The sequence below is a fragment of the Ruegeria sp. AL3 genome, assembly GCF_056536065.1.
This window is the reverse complement of record NZ_JBQFJG010000001.1, coordinates 3,053,243-3,069,329: the sequence shown is the minus strand read 5'-3', so window position 1 is coordinate 3,069,329 and position 16,087 is coordinate 3,053,243. Positions and strand designations below refer to the sequence as shown.

18 protein-coding genes are annotated in these 16,087 nt (G+C 56.7%); 11 read left to right on the top strand and 7 right to left on the bottom strand.

What is annotated here, in order from left to right; translation table 11 throughout:
• The first annotated feature begins 221 nt into the window (after positions 1–221).
• The gene (locus tag ACR3E6_RS15540) at positions 222–1,346 is read left to right on the top strand and encodes a porin (protein WP_171631603.1); all 1,125 of its coding nucleotides are present in this window, start codon (positions 222–224) and stop codon (positions 1,344–1,346) included.
• A gap of 184 nt (positions 1,347–1,530) precedes the next feature.
• On the top strand, positions 1,531–2,862 hold the full coding sequence (gene tig / locus ACR3E6_RS15535; RefSeq protein WP_480487925.1) for a trigger factor: 1,332 nt from the start codon (positions 1,531–1,533) through the stop codon (positions 2,860–2,862).
• 101 nt (positions 2,863–2,963) lie between these two features.
• Here the strand turns inward: tig and ACR3E6_RS15530 are convergent, their stop codons facing one another.
• The 6 genes from ACR3E6_RS15530 to rpsF form a co-directional block, all read right to left on the bottom strand.
• Positions 2,964–3,818 carry an acyl-homoserine-lactone synthase gene (locus ACR3E6_RS15530; protein ID WP_171631612.1) on the bottom strand — a complete coding sequence of 285 codons (855 nt, stop codon included), beginning with the start codon at positions 3,816–3,818 and terminating at the stop codon, positions 2,964–2,966.
• A gap of 107 nt (positions 3,819–3,925) precedes the next feature.
• Positions 3,926–4,627, bottom strand: coding sequence for an autoinducer binding domain-containing protein (locus ACR3E6_RS15525; protein WP_171631615.1), 702 nt, complete (start codon positions 4,625–4,627; stop codon positions 3,926–3,928).
• Positions 4,628–4,863: 236 nt separating this feature from the next.
• Positions 4,864–5,349, bottom strand: a complete 486-nt coding sequence (locus ACR3E6_RS15520; protein WP_171723044.1) for a lytic transglycosylase domain-containing protein — start codon at positions 5,347–5,349, stop codon at positions 4,864–4,866.
• A 156-nt stretch (positions 5,350–5,505) separates the two neighbouring features.
• A complete protein-coding gene (gene rplI / locus ACR3E6_RS15515; protein ID WP_480487922.1) occupies positions 5,506–6,126 on the bottom strand; it encodes a 50S ribosomal protein L9 in 621 nt (206 codons plus the stop codon).
• 12 nt (positions 6,127–6,138) lie between these two features.
• The gene (gene rpsR, locus ACR3E6_RS15510; RefSeq protein WP_005608650.1) at positions 6,139–6,366 is read right to left on the bottom strand and encodes a 30S ribosomal protein S18; all 228 of its coding nucleotides are present in this window, start codon (positions 6,364–6,366) and stop codon (positions 6,139–6,141) included.
• 28 nt (positions 6,367–6,394) lie between these two features.
• Entirely contained in the window at positions 6,395–6,748 is a 354-nt protein-coding gene (rpsF, locus tag ACR3E6_RS15505; protein ID WP_152458335.1) for a 30S ribosomal protein S6, read from the bottom strand.
• Between the two features lie 283 nt (positions 6,749–7,031).
• On the opposite strand from rpsF, the gene ACR3E6_RS15500 reads away from it, so the two are divergent.
• Positions 7,032–7,550, top strand: coding sequence for a hypothetical protein (locus ACR3E6_RS15500; protein WP_171167615.1), 519 nt, complete (start codon positions 7,032–7,034; stop codon positions 7,548–7,550).
• Positions 7,551–7,675: 125 nt separating this feature from the next.
• Positions 7,676–8,248 carry a YceI family protein gene (locus tag ACR3E6_RS15495; RefSeq protein WP_171631627.1) on the top strand — a complete coding sequence of 191 codons (573 nt, stop codon included), beginning with the start codon at positions 7,676–7,678 and terminating at the stop codon, positions 8,246–8,248.
• Between the two features lie 60 nt (positions 8,249–8,308).
• Here the strand turns inward: ACR3E6_RS15495 and ACR3E6_RS15490 are convergent, their stop codons facing one another.
• Complete coding sequence (locus tag ACR3E6_RS15490; RefSeq protein WP_480487919.1) at positions 8,309–9,535, bottom strand: cytochrome b/b6 domain-containing protein; 1,227 nt, start codon at positions 9,533–9,535, stop codon at positions 8,309–8,311.
• 174 nt (positions 9,536–9,709) lie between these two features.
• On the opposite strand from ACR3E6_RS15490, the gene fabD reads away from it, so the two are divergent.
• From fabD to mltG, 7 genes are all read left to right on the top strand, one after another.
• Complete coding sequence (gene fabD / locus ACR3E6_RS15485) at positions 9,710–10,648, top strand: ACP S-malonyltransferase (RefSeq protein WP_480487917.1); 939 nt, start codon at positions 9,710–9,712, stop codon at positions 10,646–10,648.
• Positions 10,649–10,690: 42 nt separating this feature from the next.
• The gene (gene fabG / locus ACR3E6_RS15480) at positions 10,691–11,428 is read left to right on the top strand and encodes a 3-oxoacyl-[acyl-carrier-protein] reductase (RefSeq protein ID WP_152458330.1); all 738 of its coding nucleotides are present in this window, start codon (positions 10,691–10,693) and stop codon (positions 11,426–11,428) included.
• A 206-nt stretch (positions 11,429–11,634) separates the two neighbouring features.
• Positions 11,635–11,868: an acyl carrier protein gene (locus ACR3E6_RS15475; protein ID WP_008756330.1), complete on the top strand. Its 234-nt coding sequence runs from the start codon at positions 11,635–11,637 to the stop codon at positions 11,866–11,868.
• Positions 11,869–12,006: 138 nt separating this feature from the next.
• Entirely contained in the window at positions 12,007–12,546 is a 540-nt protein-coding gene (locus ACR3E6_RS15470; protein WP_171631641.1) for a GNAT family N-acetyltransferase, read from the top strand.
• Between the two features lie 123 nt (positions 12,547–12,669).
• Complete coding sequence (locus ACR3E6_RS15465) at positions 12,670–13,413, top strand: 1-(5-phosphoribosyl)-5-[(5-phosphoribosylamino)methylideneamino]imidazole-4-carboxamide isomerase (protein ID WP_171631644.1); 744 nt, start codon at positions 12,670–12,672, stop codon at positions 13,411–13,413.
• Positions 13,414–13,595: 182 nt separating this feature from the next.
• The gene (gene fabF, locus ACR3E6_RS15460; RefSeq protein WP_171631648.1) at positions 13,596–14,861 is read left to right on the top strand and encodes a beta-ketoacyl-ACP synthase II; all 1,266 of its coding nucleotides are present in this window, start codon (positions 13,596–13,598) and stop codon (positions 14,859–14,861) included.
• On the top strand, positions 14,862–16,019 hold the full coding sequence (gene mltG, locus ACR3E6_RS15455) for an endolytic transglycosylase MltG (protein ID WP_480487915.1): 1,158 nt from the start codon (positions 14,862–14,864) through the stop codon (positions 16,017–16,019).
• The last annotated feature ends 68 nt before the right edge of the window (positions 16,020–16,087 follow it).

Here is a 16,087-nt window from a genome sequence, read left to right as displayed (position 1 = left end):
CAGATGCATAGCTGGACGTCACAATTTATTTGCACACTGTGCTTTGGATCTTCGAATGGATTCGTAACCGTATGAAATAAAATGAAAAATAACCAATTTTTCGATATGCCATGTTGCGAATTTGCAATGCTTGCGAGGGAGTGAATGCGGGCCACTGGAACGCCCGCATTTCGTAAACAATTGGACAGTACCTGAAACCCGAACCTTTCATGGTGAGTGAAATGACCCTTAACATCAAACCGATATCAATAGCCGCTGTTCTGACTGCGACGACCGCCATCCCGGCTGTGGCGGAAATGAAGTACGAAAACAATAGTGGCGGATATGTACTGTTGTATGGACAGCTGCACCCCGCCTTGATCTCGGTGGATGACGGACAGGATACCGAGACCCGTGTTCTCGACAACGATCTGTCAAACAGCCGTGTTGGCCTGCGTCTTGTGCAGCCATATGGAAGCAACGAATTCCAGTTTTGGTTCGAAACAGGCCTTGGCCTGCCGGGTTCGGCGTCTGCCGATCAATTCGGAACCAACGCAGATGGATGGAATCGCGAAGACATTCGCCATGTGGACTTCTCGTTGAAAGGTGGCTACGGCAAGTTTTCGGCAGGTCAGGGCAGCATGGTCGCCGATGGCGCCGCAGAGGTTGATCTGTCATATGTCGGAACCGCGCTGTATTCGTTTACCAACGATGAAAATGCAGGGTTCTTCTATCGCGACACGACCGGAATGCTGAGCGGTATTACGGTGGGTGACAGTTCCAGCAACTTTGACGGCGCGCGGCGTGGTCGTGTGCGGTATGATACGCCGTCGTTCAATGGGTTCTCCGCCGGATTCGCTTACGGTCAGAACATTTTGTCCAGCAGCGACGACGACGACTATTATGACGTCGGTCTGTTTTACGAAAACACTTTTGCCGGTGGTGTGGAGTTCGCTGCAGCCGTTGCCTATTCGGTAAGAGACCGGGATAACAATTCGGGGGATCGCAAAGATACGATCGGTTCTGCTTCTGTCCTGCTTCCCAGTGGCCTGGGCTTTACGATTGCGGGCGGTACGCGCGACGATGATCAGGCCGGTGCCACGGATCCGAACTATTGGTACGGTAAGATCTCGTACGAAGGCAACTGGGTGTCCTGGGGCAAGACTGGCGTCGGTATCGATTACTATGATGGCTCGGATTTCCAGAGCAACGGTTCTGACACCAAAGCCTGGGGTATCGCGGTCGTGCAGAAAGTCGAACCGATCAACACGGATGTCTATCTGAAATACCGCAACCACGATTTCGATGACGGCACATCCTTTGACAACAACGAGGCATGGGTTCTGGGCGCACGCTGGAAGTTCTGATTGCCCGGCTGGAACAAGCGCGAACGCCCCGGTTTCCAGGGCGTTCTTTTTTGCGGTTTTGGCGATCAAATACCACTGGATTCAGCCTTTGCCCCTTGCACGTGGGCGGCTGGGCAAATAGAAGGCTTCAAATTTGCCCGGCGCGCCCTTTTTGCGCGCCCCGAATCCTATGGGGACTACCAAAATGCAGGTTACCGAGACGCTGAACGAAGGTCTGAAACGTGGCTACAACATCGTTGTGTCAGCAGCCGAGCTGGACGAGAAGGTCAATGAAAAGCTGACCGAGGCGCAGCCGGAAATCGAAATGAAAGGTTTCCGCAAAGGCAAGGTGCCAATGGCGCTGCTGAAAAAGCAGTTTGGCCAGCGCCTGTTGGGCGAGGCGATGCAGGAAACTATCGACGGCGCCATGAACAAGCATTTCGAAGACAGCGGTGATCGCCCCGCGCTTCAGCCCGAGGTCAAGATGACCAATGAGGACTGGAAAGAAGGCGATGACGTGGAAGTCGCCATGTCCTACGAGGCGCTACCAGCGATCCCGGAAGTTGACCTGAAATCGGTCGAGTTGGAAAAGCTGATCGTCAAGGCCGATGACGCCGCCGTCGAAGAGGCGCTAAACAATCTGGCGGAAACCGCTCAGGACTTCAAAGCGCGCCGCAAGGGGTCAAAAGCCAAGGACGGCGACCAGATCGTGTTCGATTTCGTTGGCAAGGTTGACGGCGAAGAATTTGAAGGTGGTTCGGCAGAGGATTACCCGCTGGTTCTGGGCTCGAACAGCTTCATCCCCGGCTTCGAAGATCAACTGATTGGCGTGAAAGCCGAAGAAGTAAAGGACGTCAACGTTACGTTCCCTGAAGAGTACGGCGCTGAGCATCTGGCCGGAAAAGACGCCGTGTTCACCTGTACAATCAAGGAAGTCAAAGAACCGGTTGCTGCGGAAGTGAACGACGAACTGGCCAAAAAATTCGGCGCCGAAGATCTTGAAGCCCTGAAAAGCCAGATCGCAGAGCGCCTGGAAGCTGAATATGCAGGTGCATCTCGCGCCGTGATCAAGCGCGCTTTGCTGGATGCGCTGGACGAGAAGGTGTCGTTCGATCTGCCGCCGTCGCTGGTTGAAGCCGAGGCCAAGCAGATTGCGCATCAACTGTGGCACGAAGAAAACCCAGAAGTCGAAGGCCACGATCATGACCCGATCGAGCCCACGGACGAGCACACCAAGCTGGCCGAGCGCCGCGTGCGCCTGGGCCTGTTGCTGGCTGAACTGGGCCAGAAGGCCGAGGTTGAAGTCACCGACGCTGAGATGACACAGGCAATCATGAACCAGGCACGTCAGTACCCGGGTCAGGAACGTCAGTTCTTTGAGTTCGTTCAGCAGAACGCACAGATGCAACAACAGCTGCGTGCGCCGATCTTTGAAGACAAGGTTGTGGACTACGTTTTGGAGCTGGCTCGGGTCACTGACAAGGAAGTCAGCAAAGACGACCTTAAGAAAGCCGTTGAGGCACTGGAAGAGGAGTAATCCTCTTCCTTCCCTTCATCGGAAGAAGGGACAAAAAAACGGAGCCGCCTGCAATCAGACGGCTCCGCATGGGTGGCTTTTGTATCTATGAGGTGAGGGGGTCAGGCCTCATGAGCAAAAGCACGGGGGGTTTCCAAAAGAGCGGTTTTTTGTTCTGGCGTGAAGGTATCCGTAAGCGCTTCGATCAGCTTGAGGACATCTTTCCGTTCAGCTTCGGTTTTTGCGGCGCTCATCTGTTCCACAAAGTACTTCTCTAGATCGGTGAGTGGTTTGTGATCCTGATTCGCAGGATTCTTGGCTGCGGCTTTCTTCGCGGCAAACAGGGCCAGCGCTTCTTCGTCGTCCATGAAGACGTCATTGTGAATGTCCGCAAATTCACGCAGACCGGCGATACGTTCTTCGGTGCAGTCCAACAAAGCAGCCAATGCGTGAACCTTGCCCATTGGAACCGTCTTGCCGACATAGTCATAAGGCGCGCAATTCGAACGCTTCAGCACCCGATCCATGACCGGATCGATCACAGTGATGATGTCCTGAATACCTGCGTTTTTCGCATATTCCAAAGAACCGATCATCAACTCGCAAGTCGCGTAGGAGACTGAGTTCTTTTCCTTGCCACGCGTGAGGCGTTGGGTGTCTACGCAGAAACGGGTGGATTCCCACATGGTTGCGCTGCGAAGAGGTGCTTCGCCGCAAAGGATCGCCGAGAAGACATCCGACAACATGTGTGGTCCGGTGGTCTGGAGGGCACGCACGGCTGCGACGACATTCCCCTCATCGTCGAGTCCGATTACATATGCCGGGTCCAGTTGATCGAACTCGTCGATTTCTTTTCCGTCTTGAATGTTGACGTCCCATCCCAGGCGCCCACCAAAAACACGTGCTCTCAGCTCGAACATTTCGTCAAGAACTTCGCTGAACATATGTCTGTTCAGGCCATCTACCACGATGATCATTTCTTCCCCCTTCGAGTGGTTGTTCGGTAATTTAGAAGTTACCGGGCCCGGGGAGATTTTCTATTGGGGGTTTCCCGTATTTTGGCGAAATTTGGCGATTTTTTTGTTTAACTTGGGGTAATAAGCCCAATTGCAATCGCGCGGCCAACGGCCTGAGGGGTGGTCAGCGCACTAAGCTTTTCTCGGCTGGAACGCAAGTGCACTTCTACGGTTCGGTGCGAAATGGACAGAATATCGCCGATATCCTGTTGCGATTTCCCCGCTGCAACCCACTGCAATATCTCTGTCTCACGTCTGGAGAGCGTTGGATGATACAGCGCGCTGGTCAATTCGTCTGATGAAACCACGTTGTCATGGATGTGTACTGCCATCGACTGCAAGTCACTGATGACATGCGTATAAAGCTTGCGCCATTCCTCTTTGCTGCAATTGCGCGTTGCGCTCAGCAGGCCGATATCCCCATAGGGGCCGCGCACGGGAATCGTAACGCCTTGGTTCGGCAATCCAAAATCATGGGCATCCCGGAATACACGTTGGAAATCGGGGCTGCGCTCGAGGCGGCTCCAATCCACGGGCGCGATGCTGCGGCGGGCCATGTGGATGGTCGGGTCAATCATGATCAGACCCTGGTTCTGGTAGTGCTTGTTCCAGGCGTCGTCATAGGTCACAAAGCCTGCCACCGTACCGGCAGCCGGGTTCATGCCAGCATATGCAGCATGATCCATATCATGCTTCTCACAGATTTGCCTTAGAAATTCGGTGTATCGAACTTCTGAATCCGGCAGAGTGCTCAGATCGACAATTTCCATGTGGTGCCTACCAGCTGCGGCCCATCTTACAGCCCGATGGTGTCGTCGAGCATGCATATAACACAGAGTGGAACCCGTTTACCTCACCGAGCCAGAACACCATAATTTCCTAAACATGACAAGGCGAGGTACTAATTGTCTGCGCAATTCCAAATAATGAGACACTCAATAGAACATTTTTGTCACTATTCGGCAAAAAGTGCTAATTTCACGCAGCTTTCTGACGCTAATCACCGTCAGTTGGCGGGTTTTAGCCCAGTTTCCACCAGCAATCCGCGCGCTTTGGCTTCGGGGTAAAAGCCCTTGGCATAAAGAAATATCGCCCGATCCTGGTTGCCATCAGACAGAAGCCAGGCACCGCGAAGGTATTTCCCTGCAAATTCAAGGTTGGTGTCCGCGTCCAACAAGCCTTTGGCGTTTCCGGTGTACCCCATGGAACGCGCGGTGGCTGGAAGGATTTGCAGCAGTCCATAATAGGGTCGGTTGACCGCCCAGGGGCGATGCGTGCTTTCACGAATGGCAAGCTTGTGAACAAGCTCTCGCGGAAGCTCGTAATGGTCCGCCCATTTGTTGATCGACGCGCGAAGTTCCGGCGTTTCGTTTGGATAGAGCATAGGGTTGAACTGTGATGTTTCGGCCTTGGAGACTTCTCCTGCACCGCAGGCAACCAACGGGGCTGTCAGTAAGAGTGCCAAGAGATTGCGACGGGTGAACGGGGGCATGAGTTTCTCCGGGGTTTCGAGTGGTAATGATATGGCCTGAGTATTTGGCTGCAAGATTATGGATGGAGTTGGGCTGAAATTTGCTGGTTTGTCTCGTAGACAAGAAAAAAGGCCGCGCTGAAGCACGGCCTTTGTTGTGTTCGAAACCTTGCCGGATCAGGCTTTGGCTTCGTCTTCCTCGGCAGGAGAGGCTTCCGGAGCCAGCTCTTCGTCCTCGGATGCGGCCGAGCCGATGTCGTCGAACAGTTCGGCGATCTCGAATTCAGCGGCTGCTTCTTCTTCGGCGGCCAGTTCTTGGATCGATTTGCCCGAGGCCTGAAGCTCGGCTTCTTCTTCCGAACGCGCCACGTTCATCTTGATTTCAACTTCGACTTCGGGGTGCAGCTTGACTGCAACCGAGTGCAGGCCCAGTTCCTTGATCGGATTGACCAGAACAACCTGCTTTTTGTCGACAGTGAAACCAGCTTCGGTTGCGGCGTCAGCGGCGTCACGCGGGGTGACCGAGCCGTACAGAGCGCCAGCATCCGATGCCGAGCGAATCACGATGAACTGCTGTCCGTCCAGCTTTTCAGCCAGTGCTTCAGCTTCTTTCTTGGTTTCCAGGTTGCGGGCCTCAAGCTGCGCTTTCTGGGCTTCGAACGACGCGATGTTGGCATCGGACGCGCTCAGGGCTTTGCCCTGGGGCAGCAGGAAGTTGCGGGCGTAGCCGGGCTTGACGTCAACGACGTCGCCCATCTGACCCAGTTTCGCAACGCGTTCCAGAAGGATAACTTGCATGTCAGTCTCTCCTTACTTCACGGCGTAGGGCAGCAGGGCGAGGAAGCGGGCGCGCTTGATAGCACGGGCCAGTTCACGCTGCTTTTTCGCCGAAACGGCGGTGATGCGCGAAGGTACGATCTTGCCACGCTCAGAGATGTAGCGCTGCAGCAGACGGGTGTCTTTGTAGTCGATTTTCGGCGCGTTCTCACCCGAGAACGGGCAGACCTTGCGGCGGCGGAAAAATGGTTTTGCGGCCATGGTTTAGTGTCCTTTCCTCAGGCGGTGATCAACGACGCTCGCGGCGGTCGCCACGTTCGTCACGCTTCTGCATCTGAACCGACGGGCCGTCTTCGTGACCGTCAACCTTGATGGTCAGAACGCGCATGACGTCATCATGCAGGCGCATCAGGCGTTCCATTTCCTGCACCGCGCCCGAGGGGGCATCGGTTTTCAGAAAGGCATAGTGGCCCTTGCGGTTCTTGTTGATCTTGTAGGCCATCGTCTTGACGCCCCAGTACTCGCTATCAACCAGCTTGCCGCCGTTGTCAGCCAGAACGGTGCCGAAATGTTCGACGAGGCTTTCCGCCTGCGCGTTGGACAGATCCTGACGCGCGATCATTACATGCTCATACAGTGGCATGTGCACTCCTGTTTATGTCAAGGCGCATTTCATAGGCGGGGCCATCCGGTCCTTCGCGACCCTGCCACGAGAGGCTGCGCGATTCATCTGATTGCGAAGGATGGCCCCGTATACACGTTTGAACCGCAGGAGCAAGCCCCGCCACATATGCCTTTGAGACGCCGCCCAATTTCCTTTGGGCCGCCCAAATGCTGACGCTTTTCGGCTCAAAGTTGTTTTGCATACCGGACGTTACCCGGACCAAACAGAAAATCGACAGTAACCTGATAAAAGGTGAAGTGTTATGACCGCGACCAATACAAACACATACCGGGAAGAGGCGGCAGGCTCGCGCTTTGAGCATTCGGTGCCGGTAATGATTGCCTTCGCGCCAAACTGGAAGGCCCGTTTGATCCTGGCGCGGTTGGTCGGAGCGTTCCTGATCTTTTCGGCGTTTTCGATGTGGCTGATGCCGGGTTCGATCGTGGGTGCAGATGTCTGGCCGATCAAGATGGTGGCATCCATGCTGTTTCTGATCGTCGGTGTCAGTTTGCTGACGATCGAAGTACTTGATCAGCGCCCGGATGCCTATTTCGATCCGATCCGCCGCGAAGTCCGTGTTCTGCAAAAGAACGAAGACGGACGCCCTCAGACGGTGCTGCGCCGCAGCTATGAATCGCTGGGTGGTGCGCGTTTTGAAGAAAACGAAGTCCACTTGTTTGATGTGGATGGGAGCCTTTTGATGAAGCTGCCCCTTGAATCGGCGGATGTCAGCCGAGCGTTGAAAGGGCAACTGAGCAAGAGCGTAACAATTTTCGGCTGAACTTTATTCTGTTCAAAAAGGAACAGATGTTGTGACTCGAAAAAGGTTGTGTGCCGCCGACAGGCGGCACATTTTGTTTGTGAGCAACCCAGACGGTTTGCATTCACAAAAACGCGGAGATTGTTATGAAATCCACCCTTCTTGCTGCTGCACTGGCCGTATCGGCGACCACGGCATTCGCCAGCGCCGAGAAATACGTGCTGGACCCGAGCCACAGCCAGGTTGTCTTCAGCTATGACCACCTGGGCTTTTCAACCACAACCGGCATGTTCTCGGGCTTTGAGGGCGAGATCATGTTCGATCAGGAAAATCCCGCCGCCTCCAGCGTGAGCGTGTCGATGCCGGTATTGGAGATGCTCACCGGTTGGAAGCCACGTGAAGATCACTTCATGACCGAGGATTTCTTTGGTGCGACCGAGGGCGATCTGATCACCTTTACCTCGACGGGTATCGAAGTGACCGGTGAAGACACGGCCAAGATCACCGGCGACCTCACCATGAACGGCGTGACCAAATCCGTTGTTCTGGATGCCAAACTGAACAAGGTTGACACCCACCCGATGGCAAACAAGCCATGGGCCGGTTTCAACGCCACCACGACCCTTGTCCGCAGTGAATTTGATCTGGGCCAGTTCGCACCGTTTGTAAGTGACGAAGTGCAGGTGCAGATCTCGGTCGAAGCGCAAAAAGCCGAATAAGCGCAAGACAACGAACACGAAAACCGCCGGTGATCCTGTCACCGGCGGTATTTTTTGGCATTACTGACTGCGGGACGCGGCGAGTTCCACAGCGACGGTGACGATGAAGCCGAGCGAGTCTTCGGTGGGCTGCGATGCGCCGATGCCGAAATCCAACCTGTTCAGATCAACCGAGCCCGTCATGGTCGCGGTGTCGTCCTGAAGGTCCAGTGAAAACGGGAGTATGATATCGATCGTCTTGTCGCGGATTGTCAGTGGTCCGCGTGCCTCATATCCGCTTTCGGTTTTGAAAATGTCAGCCGTGAACCGGGCCGTCGGAAACTGGGCGTTGTTGAAGAAATCCGCACCCATGGCCTGTTCGGTTACGGTTCCGAGGCTGAGAGACCCTATTGCGATCGTGACCTCGACGGACCCGGCCGGGCCAGGCTCGGCAGGGTCGTCAAAAGCAATTGCGGCTGTCCAGTCGGAAAACGAGCCGGTGACCGGGCTGCCCAATTGGGAAATCGTGATGGACAGGGTGCCGTTCTGAACCTGCCAGTCTGATTGCACCTCGGCCAGTTGGACGTCGGCGTCATCATCGTCGGCCTCACGCGCAAATTCGCCAGAGACCCAGCCGCCGGTGAGGACAAGCGCCCAAACGGCCACCGCGGCGACGGCGGGCACAAGGGAATGATGCTGGTGCGGAGGCTCCGGTGCATCTGACCCACCCGGCAACATCCTGCGCAACGTGCTGTCTTTGTCTATGATGTGATGCTTCAACGCTCCGGCAACATGCAGGACCAGCGCGCCGACGAGCGTCCACATGAACAGCCAATGCAGAACGCCTGTCACCTCGGCCACAATGGTTGATTTCGCTACAAAAGGCAGATTTTGGCCGAAGGGCCAGAGGATTGGAGCAAACCCTTCGGTTGCGGCGTGGTGCACCCAACCGGTCAGTGGCACAAGCATCAGTGACCCATAAAGAAGCCAGTGGACGGTTTCGGCGGCAAAAGCCTCGGGCTTGTTGTCGGCATTCAGCAGGCCGGGCTTGGTTTGCGTGAAGGCCCACACTATCCGAGCCAAAGCAACGAAGAACACGGTGATGCCTACGGTTTTGTGCAATGAAAACATGCGCGCCGCGCGTGCGATTTCGGCCTCGCTTGGGGCTGTGGAGGCATGCAATACAGCATGGGCCAGGTTGTCCGCGATCCAGCCGAGCGGCAGGGCCGTGAAGATCAGCAACGCGGTGAGCCAGTGAAACGTCTTTGCGACACTTCCGTAGCTTGAGAAGGAATTGGTCGAGGCCATGGGTGCAACGCTCCGAGATTCTGTGCTGCGCCCAAGTTAAGGTTATCGGAAGTCGGCACAAGTAAGCGCTTGTGCACAGCCAAGGTGCCAGAATGCAGAACACAGGCAGTGCTTGTGCCAGACGATCAGTCAGTTTACACCCCGCCGCAACCTGACATCATCCATGAGGTTGCAATGACACTCGCGTTCGTTTTTCCGGGGCAGGGCGCCCAGACCATCGGTATGGGCAAAGCACTGGCCGATGCTTATCCGGCGGCGCAGGCCGTCTTCGATGAGGTGGACGAGGCACTGGGAGAGAAGCTGAGCAGATTGATCTGGGAAGGCGACATCGCCGATTTGACGCTGACTCAGAACGCCCAGCCTGCTCTTATGGCGACATCCATGGCGGCAATGCGTGCGCTGGAAGCCGAAGGCGTTTCGGTTGGTCAGGCGGCTTTCGTGGCGGGTCATTCCTTGGGTGAATACTCGGCCCTTGCGGCAGCGGGGGCTCTGTCGGTTGCGGACACCGCGCGCTTGCTGCGCACCCGCGGTCTTGCGATGCAAAGTGCCGTACCGGTGGGCGAGGGCGCAATGGCGGCCATTCTTGGATTGGACCTGGAGGCGGTGCGCGCCGTTGCAGAAGAAGCCGCGCAGGGACAGGTCTGTCAGGCTGCCAATGACAACGATCCAACCCAGGTCGTTGTGTCCGGTTCCAAGGCCGCTGTCGAGCGTGCCGCCGAGATTGCCAAGGAAAAAGGCGCAAAACGTGCTGTTATGTTGCCTGTAAGTGCTCCATTTCACTGTGCGCTGATGCAGCCTGCGGCAGATGTCATGGCGGAAGCGCTTGCTGCCGTCGAGATAAAGGCGCCTTCCGTGCCTTTGGTGGCCAATGTGCGCGCCGAAGCCGTCAGTGATCCGGATCTGATACGTCAGTTGCTGGTGGAACAGGTGACCGGTTCGGTTCGCTGGCGGGAAAGCGTTCAGTTCATGGCCGCGAAGGGCGTGACTGAAACGTGGGAAATCGGTGCTGGCAAAGCGTTGTCCGGCATGATCCGCAAGATCGATCGTGCCATTGCAGGCAAGGCAGTGGGCACACCGGAAGATGTACAAAAGGCCATTCAGGCCGAATCGTAAGCTCAAAAAGCGTCGTGGCCGACGCACCAAGAGGAAAACCGAATGTTTGATTTGACAGGTAAGAATGCGCTGATCACCGGTGCTTCGGGCGGTATCGGAGGCGACATTGCACGTGCGTTGCACGGTGCTGGCGCAGCGGTCGGATTGTCCGGTACACGTGTCGAGCCATTGCAGGCTCTGGCAGACGAACTGGGCGAACGCGCGCATGTGTTGCCTTGCAATCTGAGCGATCCGGAGGCCGTCGAAGCGTTGCCAAAGCAAGCGGCCGAGGCGATGGGATCGGTGGATATCCTGGTGAACAATGCGGGTATCACGCGCGACAACCTGTTCATGCGCATGTCCGATGAGGAATGGCAGAGCGTTATTGACGTGAACATGACCTCGACGATGAAACTGTGCAAAGGTGTGATCCGCGGCATGATGAAGTCACGCTGGGGCCGGATCGTGAATGTCTCGTCCGTGGTTGCCGCGATTGGCAACCCGGGGCAGGCCAACTATGCTGCGTCAAAAGCCGGGATGATAGGGTTTTCCAAGGCTTTGGCTCACGAAGTGGCAACGCGCGGAATTACAGTGAATGCCGTGGCGCCGGGTTTTATCACCACGGCAATGACCGAGAAGTTGACCGAGGAACAGAAAAAGGGTCTGTTGCTCAAGGTTCCGGCGGGTCGCATGGGTGAACCCGAAGAAATTGCAGCGGCTGTACTGTATCTTGCCAGCCCCGAAGCGGGTTATGTTACCGGAAGCACCTTGCATGTGAACGGCGGCATGGCCATGTTGTGATCGCCACAGGGGCAGCGCGAAAGCGTTTGCCTCTTGCGTCGACTATGCTATAGGCGGCGCATCTATGCGGGGCCGGTTGTTCAGGTCGGCCTTCGACTTCCCGGTTCGCCGGGACCCAAACCGCCCGAAACGGGCAAATCAAAGCCAACCCGTGCGGGCAAGGGCAGAATCGGGCAGACCGCCCTGTAAAGGAATGAGGAATAGACATGAGCGACGTCGCAGATCGCGTAAAGAAGATCGTTGTTGAGCACCTGGGTGTTGAAGAAGATAAAGTCGCGGAAAACGCGTCCTTCATCGATGATCTGGGCGCAGACAGCCTGGACACCGTTGAACTCGTCATGGCCTTCGAAGAAGAGTTCGGCATCGAAATCCCCGATGACGCAGCCGAGACCATCCAGACCTTCGGCGACGCCGTAAAGTTCATCAGCGAAGCGTCCTAAGCGTTTCCCTCTGAACAAATGCGGCGCTTCCGGGCAACGGAGGCGCCGTTTTTTTATGCCTGTTCAAAATTCAGGCTTGCGCGGTCATTTTTGGATGCGCACTGTTTCCATTGAGGCAAAATTCAAAGTGGACAGGGCATGATAAGATCCACTCCCATGATAAATACCGCGCGTTTGACGCTGTGTGCCATGCGCCCGGAGGACTTTGACCGGTTCGCCGAGATTTGGAGAGATCCGTGCGTCGTTCAGCATATTGGCGGCTCACCCCGATCGCGCGGAGAAGCATGGGATTCCTTTTTGCGCAATGCCGGGCATTGGCACATGGCCGGGTTTGGACAATGGGGTGTGCTGCAACAATCGGATCGAAAGCTGATCGGACAGGCCGGTTTCTTTTACGGAAACCGCCGGATGGGCGAGGATTTCGACGGGTTTCCCGAGGCGGGTTGGGTTCTGGCGCCCGAGGCGCAGGGGCAGGGCCTGGGGTATGAGGCGGCCAAGGCAGCGCATGACTGGTTTGACCGGGTGATTCCCGGGCCTTTGGTTGCGATGGTGAATGCGTCCAACGCCTCGTCGCAGAAGCTTGCCAAAAAGCTGGGCTATGTATTGATGCGGGAAGGGGTGTATAATGAAACCCCGGTGCATTTGCTTCGGCGCAACGGGCCACCTGCGCTCGCGTAAATCCGCCACTTCGACACTATGCCGCAAAATGGCCAAACTGTGCCGATCCCGGTGATATTGGGAGGGCGTTCCAGGTGTATGCTGCCGGGGATTTTCAGAGCGATTGAGCGGAGGACCGAGCTCATGAGGATATACCCCACTATGGAGTTGCAGAACGGCCGGTGTGTCACGTTAGACAAAGGTCGTTTGGACAACGCTATGATTTGGCACGTAAACCCGGTTGAAACGGCGCGAAGCTGGGCCGAAGCGGGTGCCGAATGGATGCACCTGACTGATTTCGATGCGATAGAGGGCAAAGATACCAACGTCGAATTGATTGAAGAGATTATCCGCGCGGCCGAAATCCCGGTTCAGTTGGCAGGTGGCATGCGGACCCGCGAACAGGTCGAGCGCTGGATCGACAAGGGCGTCGGTCGCGTCGTGATAGGGACGCTGGCAGCGCGCGAGCCGAAGCTGGTTAAGGAATTGGCCACGCTCTACCCGGATCAAATCGTGCTGTCGGTCGATGTCTGGCAAGGTTTTGTAATGACGGATGGCTGGCGCAGCCAAAGCGTATTCACGCCCGAAGCGTTTATCGACGCGTTCGAGGGGGCGCCGTTTGCTGCTATCGTGGTGACCGATATCGACAGCGATATGGAGGACGTCGAAGCTCAACTTGGTTTGATCTCGGGGATCGCCAGTCAGTCGCGCACCCCGGTGATAGCAAGCGGGGTTGTACGTACCGCGGATGACATCTCGCGGCTGGCGTATATTCCCAATATCTCGGGTGCGATCGTGGGGCGTGCATTGTTTCGCAAGACACTTGACCTGACGGATGCTCTGGAAATGGCAAAATCGGCGCATGAGCCGGTGGCACAGTTCCAATAAATACGCTTCGCCCTTTCAACCGGAATCGTGAAAGGGCGGCGCCGATTTCCGTAACCCAAAGCGGTACTGCTTCGGTTACCCGGCGGTGGGAAGCCCGCATGAAATCGCCGTTGCTCTTGCCCCCGGACCCCGGGCCGGGGTAAGAGCGGTTCTCATAACAGGAAGCAGGCAAGAGGCACTTCATGCGCAGAGTCGTTGTAACCGGTCTTGGATTGGTCACTCCTTTGGCCAGCGGGGTCGAGGAAACCTGGTCGCGGCTGCTGGACGGAGAGTCCGGCGCTGGTCCCATTACGCATTTTGATGCGGAAGGCAGTGGTGTCACCACGACCTACGCCTGTGAGGTGCCCCGCGGGGACGGAACCAACGGGACCTTCAACCCCGATGACTGGATGCCGCCGAAAGAGCAGCGCAAGATCGAGGACTTTATCCTGTATTCCATCGCAGCCGCTGAAATGGCGTGCAAGGATGCGAACTGGTTGCCGGAAGATGAGGAGGACCGCCTGCGAACAGGTGTTCTGATCGGTTCTGGCATCGGGGGGTTGGGTTCGATCGCGAATACCGCCAATCTGATCCGCGACAAAGGCCCGCGCCGGGTTTCACCGTTCTTTATTCCGGGTGCTCTGATCAACCTGGCATCAGGTCAGGTGTCGATCCGGCATGGCTTCAAGGGGCCGAACCATTCGGTCGTGACGGCGTGTTCCACCGGTGCCCATGCAATCGGTGACGCCAGCCGTATCATTCGGGCAGGGGACGCAGACGTCATGGTCGCTGGTGGCGGCGAAGGCTGCATCTGCGAGATCGGCATCGCCGGGTTCAACGCATGCAAGGCGTTGTCGACCAAATATGCGGATAATCCAAAGGCGGCCAGCCGCCCCTATGACGTTGACCGCGACGGATTCGTCATGGGCGAAGGTGCGGGCATCGTCATCCTGGAAGAGTATGAACACGCGAAGGCCCGCGGTGCGAAGATTTACGCCGAGGTGCTGGGCTATGGCATGTCGGGCGACGCATATCACATCACGGCACCGTCCGAGGACGGTGACGGGGCAGAACGTTCGATGAAAGCCGCGTTGCGCAGCGCGGGGCTGGAGCCGAAGGACCTGGACTACATCAACGCCCATGGCACCTCGACCATGGCGGATACGATCGAACTGGGTGCGGTCGAACGTCTGCTGGGAGACCACGCCGCGAACGCCACCATGACGTCGACCAAATCGGCAACCGGTCACCTTTTGGGTGCAGCGGGGGCGATCGAGGCAATCTTCTCGATTCTGGCGATCCGCGATCAGGTCGCACCTCCGACGATCAACCTGGACAACCCCGCGGTGGAGACACCGATTGATCTGGCCCCGAACGCCAAGCGTGAGCGCGAGATCAACGTGGCCCTGTCGAACTCGTTCGGGTTTGGCGGCACCAATGCCAGCGTGATCTTCGGAAAGGTCAACTAAATGTGGCGGGCCATTGCTTCGAACGCGCTGACCATTCTGGTGGTCGGCCTGTTTCTGATGGGAGGACTGATCCTTTGGGGTCAGACCCAGTACAAGGCCGAAGGCCCGCTTGAAACCGCAATCTGTCTTCAGGTCAGAAGCGGATCGAACATGACACGTGTCAGTCAGGAACTGGAAGAGCAGGGCGCGATCCGCAGTGCCACGATCTTTCGGATGGCCGCCGATTACACGGATCGGGCGCAGCAGTTGAAAGCCGGCAGCTTTCTTGTGCGGGAAGGCGCGTCGATGGAGCAGATCATCGACAAAATTACCAGCAGCGGTGCCAGCACCTGTGGATCCGAGATTGAGTATCGTATCGGTGTGACGCGTGCTCAGACCCGTGTGCGCGAGTTGAACCCTGCGACCCTGGATTTCGTCGAAATCGCCTCGTTTGATCCGTCGGAAGAAGAGGTGCCTGAGGCCTATACCGAGAAACGCAACGAGGCGGACACCCGTTACCGCGTGTCGCTGGCCGAAGGTGTGACCTCGTGGCAGGTGGTCCAGGCGTTGAAGGCGTTCGACGCATTGACAGGTGAGGTGACCGAGATCCCGGCCGAAGGGATGCTGGCGCCTGACAGTTACGATGTTGTGGCGGGCCAGGACCGTAACGACATTTTGCAGGCGATGCAGGACAAGCAACAATTGCGGATCAACGCCGTTTGGGAAAGCCGTCAGGACGGGTTACCGCTGCAAAGTCCCGAAGAAATGCTGATCCTTGCGTCGATCATCGAAAAGGAAACCGGAGTTCCGGAAGAGCGCGGGCAAGTGGCCAGTGTTTTTGTGAACCGGCTGAAACAGGGGATGCGGTTGCAGACGGACCCGACCGTCATCTATGGCGTCACCAAAGGGCAAGGCACGTTGGGGCGCGGGCTGCGCCGCAGCGAGCTGAACCGACCAACGCCGTGGAACACCTATCAGATAGACGGTTTGCCGCCGACGCCGATTGCCAATCCGGGCTTGGCCAGCCTTGAAGCTGCTGTTGCGCCGGATGACACGGATTTCGTGTTCTTCGTTGCCGATGGCACGGGTGGCCATGCATTTGCCGAAACTTTGCAGGAGCACAATCGCAATGTCGCCAAATGGCGCGAGATTGAGGCAGAGCAGAATTCGGGGAATTGATCTGAACGAAAAATGGTTTCGTTCATCGTGTTGCGCCAACGCCGGTCATTGAACCGGCGTTGGCTTTT

Coding starts and splice junctions, on each gene's coding strand:
- ACR3E6_RS15540 (WP_171631603.1), top strand. CDS start 222: ATGACCCTTAACATCAAACCGATATCAATAGCCGCTGTTCTGACTGCG.
- tig (WP_480487925.1), top strand. CDS start 1,531: ATGCAGGTTACCGAGACGCTGAACGAAGGTCTGAAACGTGGCTACAAC.
- ACR3E6_RS15530 (WP_171631612.1), bottom strand. CDS start 3,818: ATGATCATCGTGGTAGATGGCCTGAACAGACATATGTTCAGCGAAGTT.
- ACR3E6_RS15525 (WP_171631615.1), bottom strand. CDS start 4,627: ATGGAAATTGTCGATCTGAGCACTCTGCCGGATTCAGAAGTTCGATAC.
- ACR3E6_RS15520 (WP_171723044.1), bottom strand. CDS start 5,349: ATGCCCCCGTTCACCCGTCGCAATCTCTTGGCACTCTTACTGACAGCC.
- rplI (WP_480487922.1), bottom strand. CDS start 6,126: ATGCAAGTTATCCTTCTGGAACGCGTTGCGAAACTGGGTCAGATGGGC.
- rpsR (WP_005608650.1), bottom strand. CDS start 6,366: ATGGCCGCAAAACCATTTTTCCGCCGCCGCAAGGTCTGCCCGTTCTCG.
- rpsF (WP_152458335.1), bottom strand. CDS start 6,748: ATGCCACTGTATGAGCATGTAATGATCGCGCGTCAGGATCTGTCCAAC.
- ACR3E6_RS15500 (WP_171167615.1), top strand. CDS start 7,032: ATGACCGCGACCAATACAAACACATACCGGGAAGAGGCGGCAGGCTCG.
- ACR3E6_RS15495 (WP_171631627.1), top strand. CDS start 7,676: ATGAAATCCACCCTTCTTGCTGCTGCACTGGCCGTATCGGCGACCACG.
- ACR3E6_RS15490 (WP_480487919.1), bottom strand. CDS start 9,535: ATGGCCTCGACCAATTCCTTCTCAAGCTACGGAAGTGTCGCAAAGACG.
- fabD (WP_480487917.1), top strand. CDS start 9,710: ATGACACTCGCGTTCGTTTTTCCGGGGCAGGGCGCCCAGACCATCGGT.
- fabG (WP_152458330.1), top strand. CDS start 10,691: ATGTTTGATTTGACAGGTAAGAATGCGCTGATCACCGGTGCTTCGGGC.
- ACR3E6_RS15475 (WP_008756330.1), top strand. CDS start 11,635: ATGAGCGACGTCGCAGATCGCGTAAAGAAGATCGTTGTTGAGCACCTG.
- ACR3E6_RS15470 (WP_171631641.1), top strand. CDS start 12,007: ATGATAAGATCCACTCCCATGATAAATACCGCGCGTTTGACGCTGTGT.
- ACR3E6_RS15465 (WP_171631644.1), top strand. CDS start 12,670: ATGAGGATATACCCCACTATGGAGTTGCAGAACGGCCGGTGTGTCACG.
- fabF (WP_171631648.1), top strand. CDS start 13,596: ATGCGCAGAGTCGTTGTAACCGGTCTTGGATTGGTCACTCCTTTGGCC.
- mltG (WP_480487915.1), top strand. CDS start 14,862: ATGTGGCGGGCCATTGCTTCGAACGCGCTGACCATTCTGGTGGTCGGC.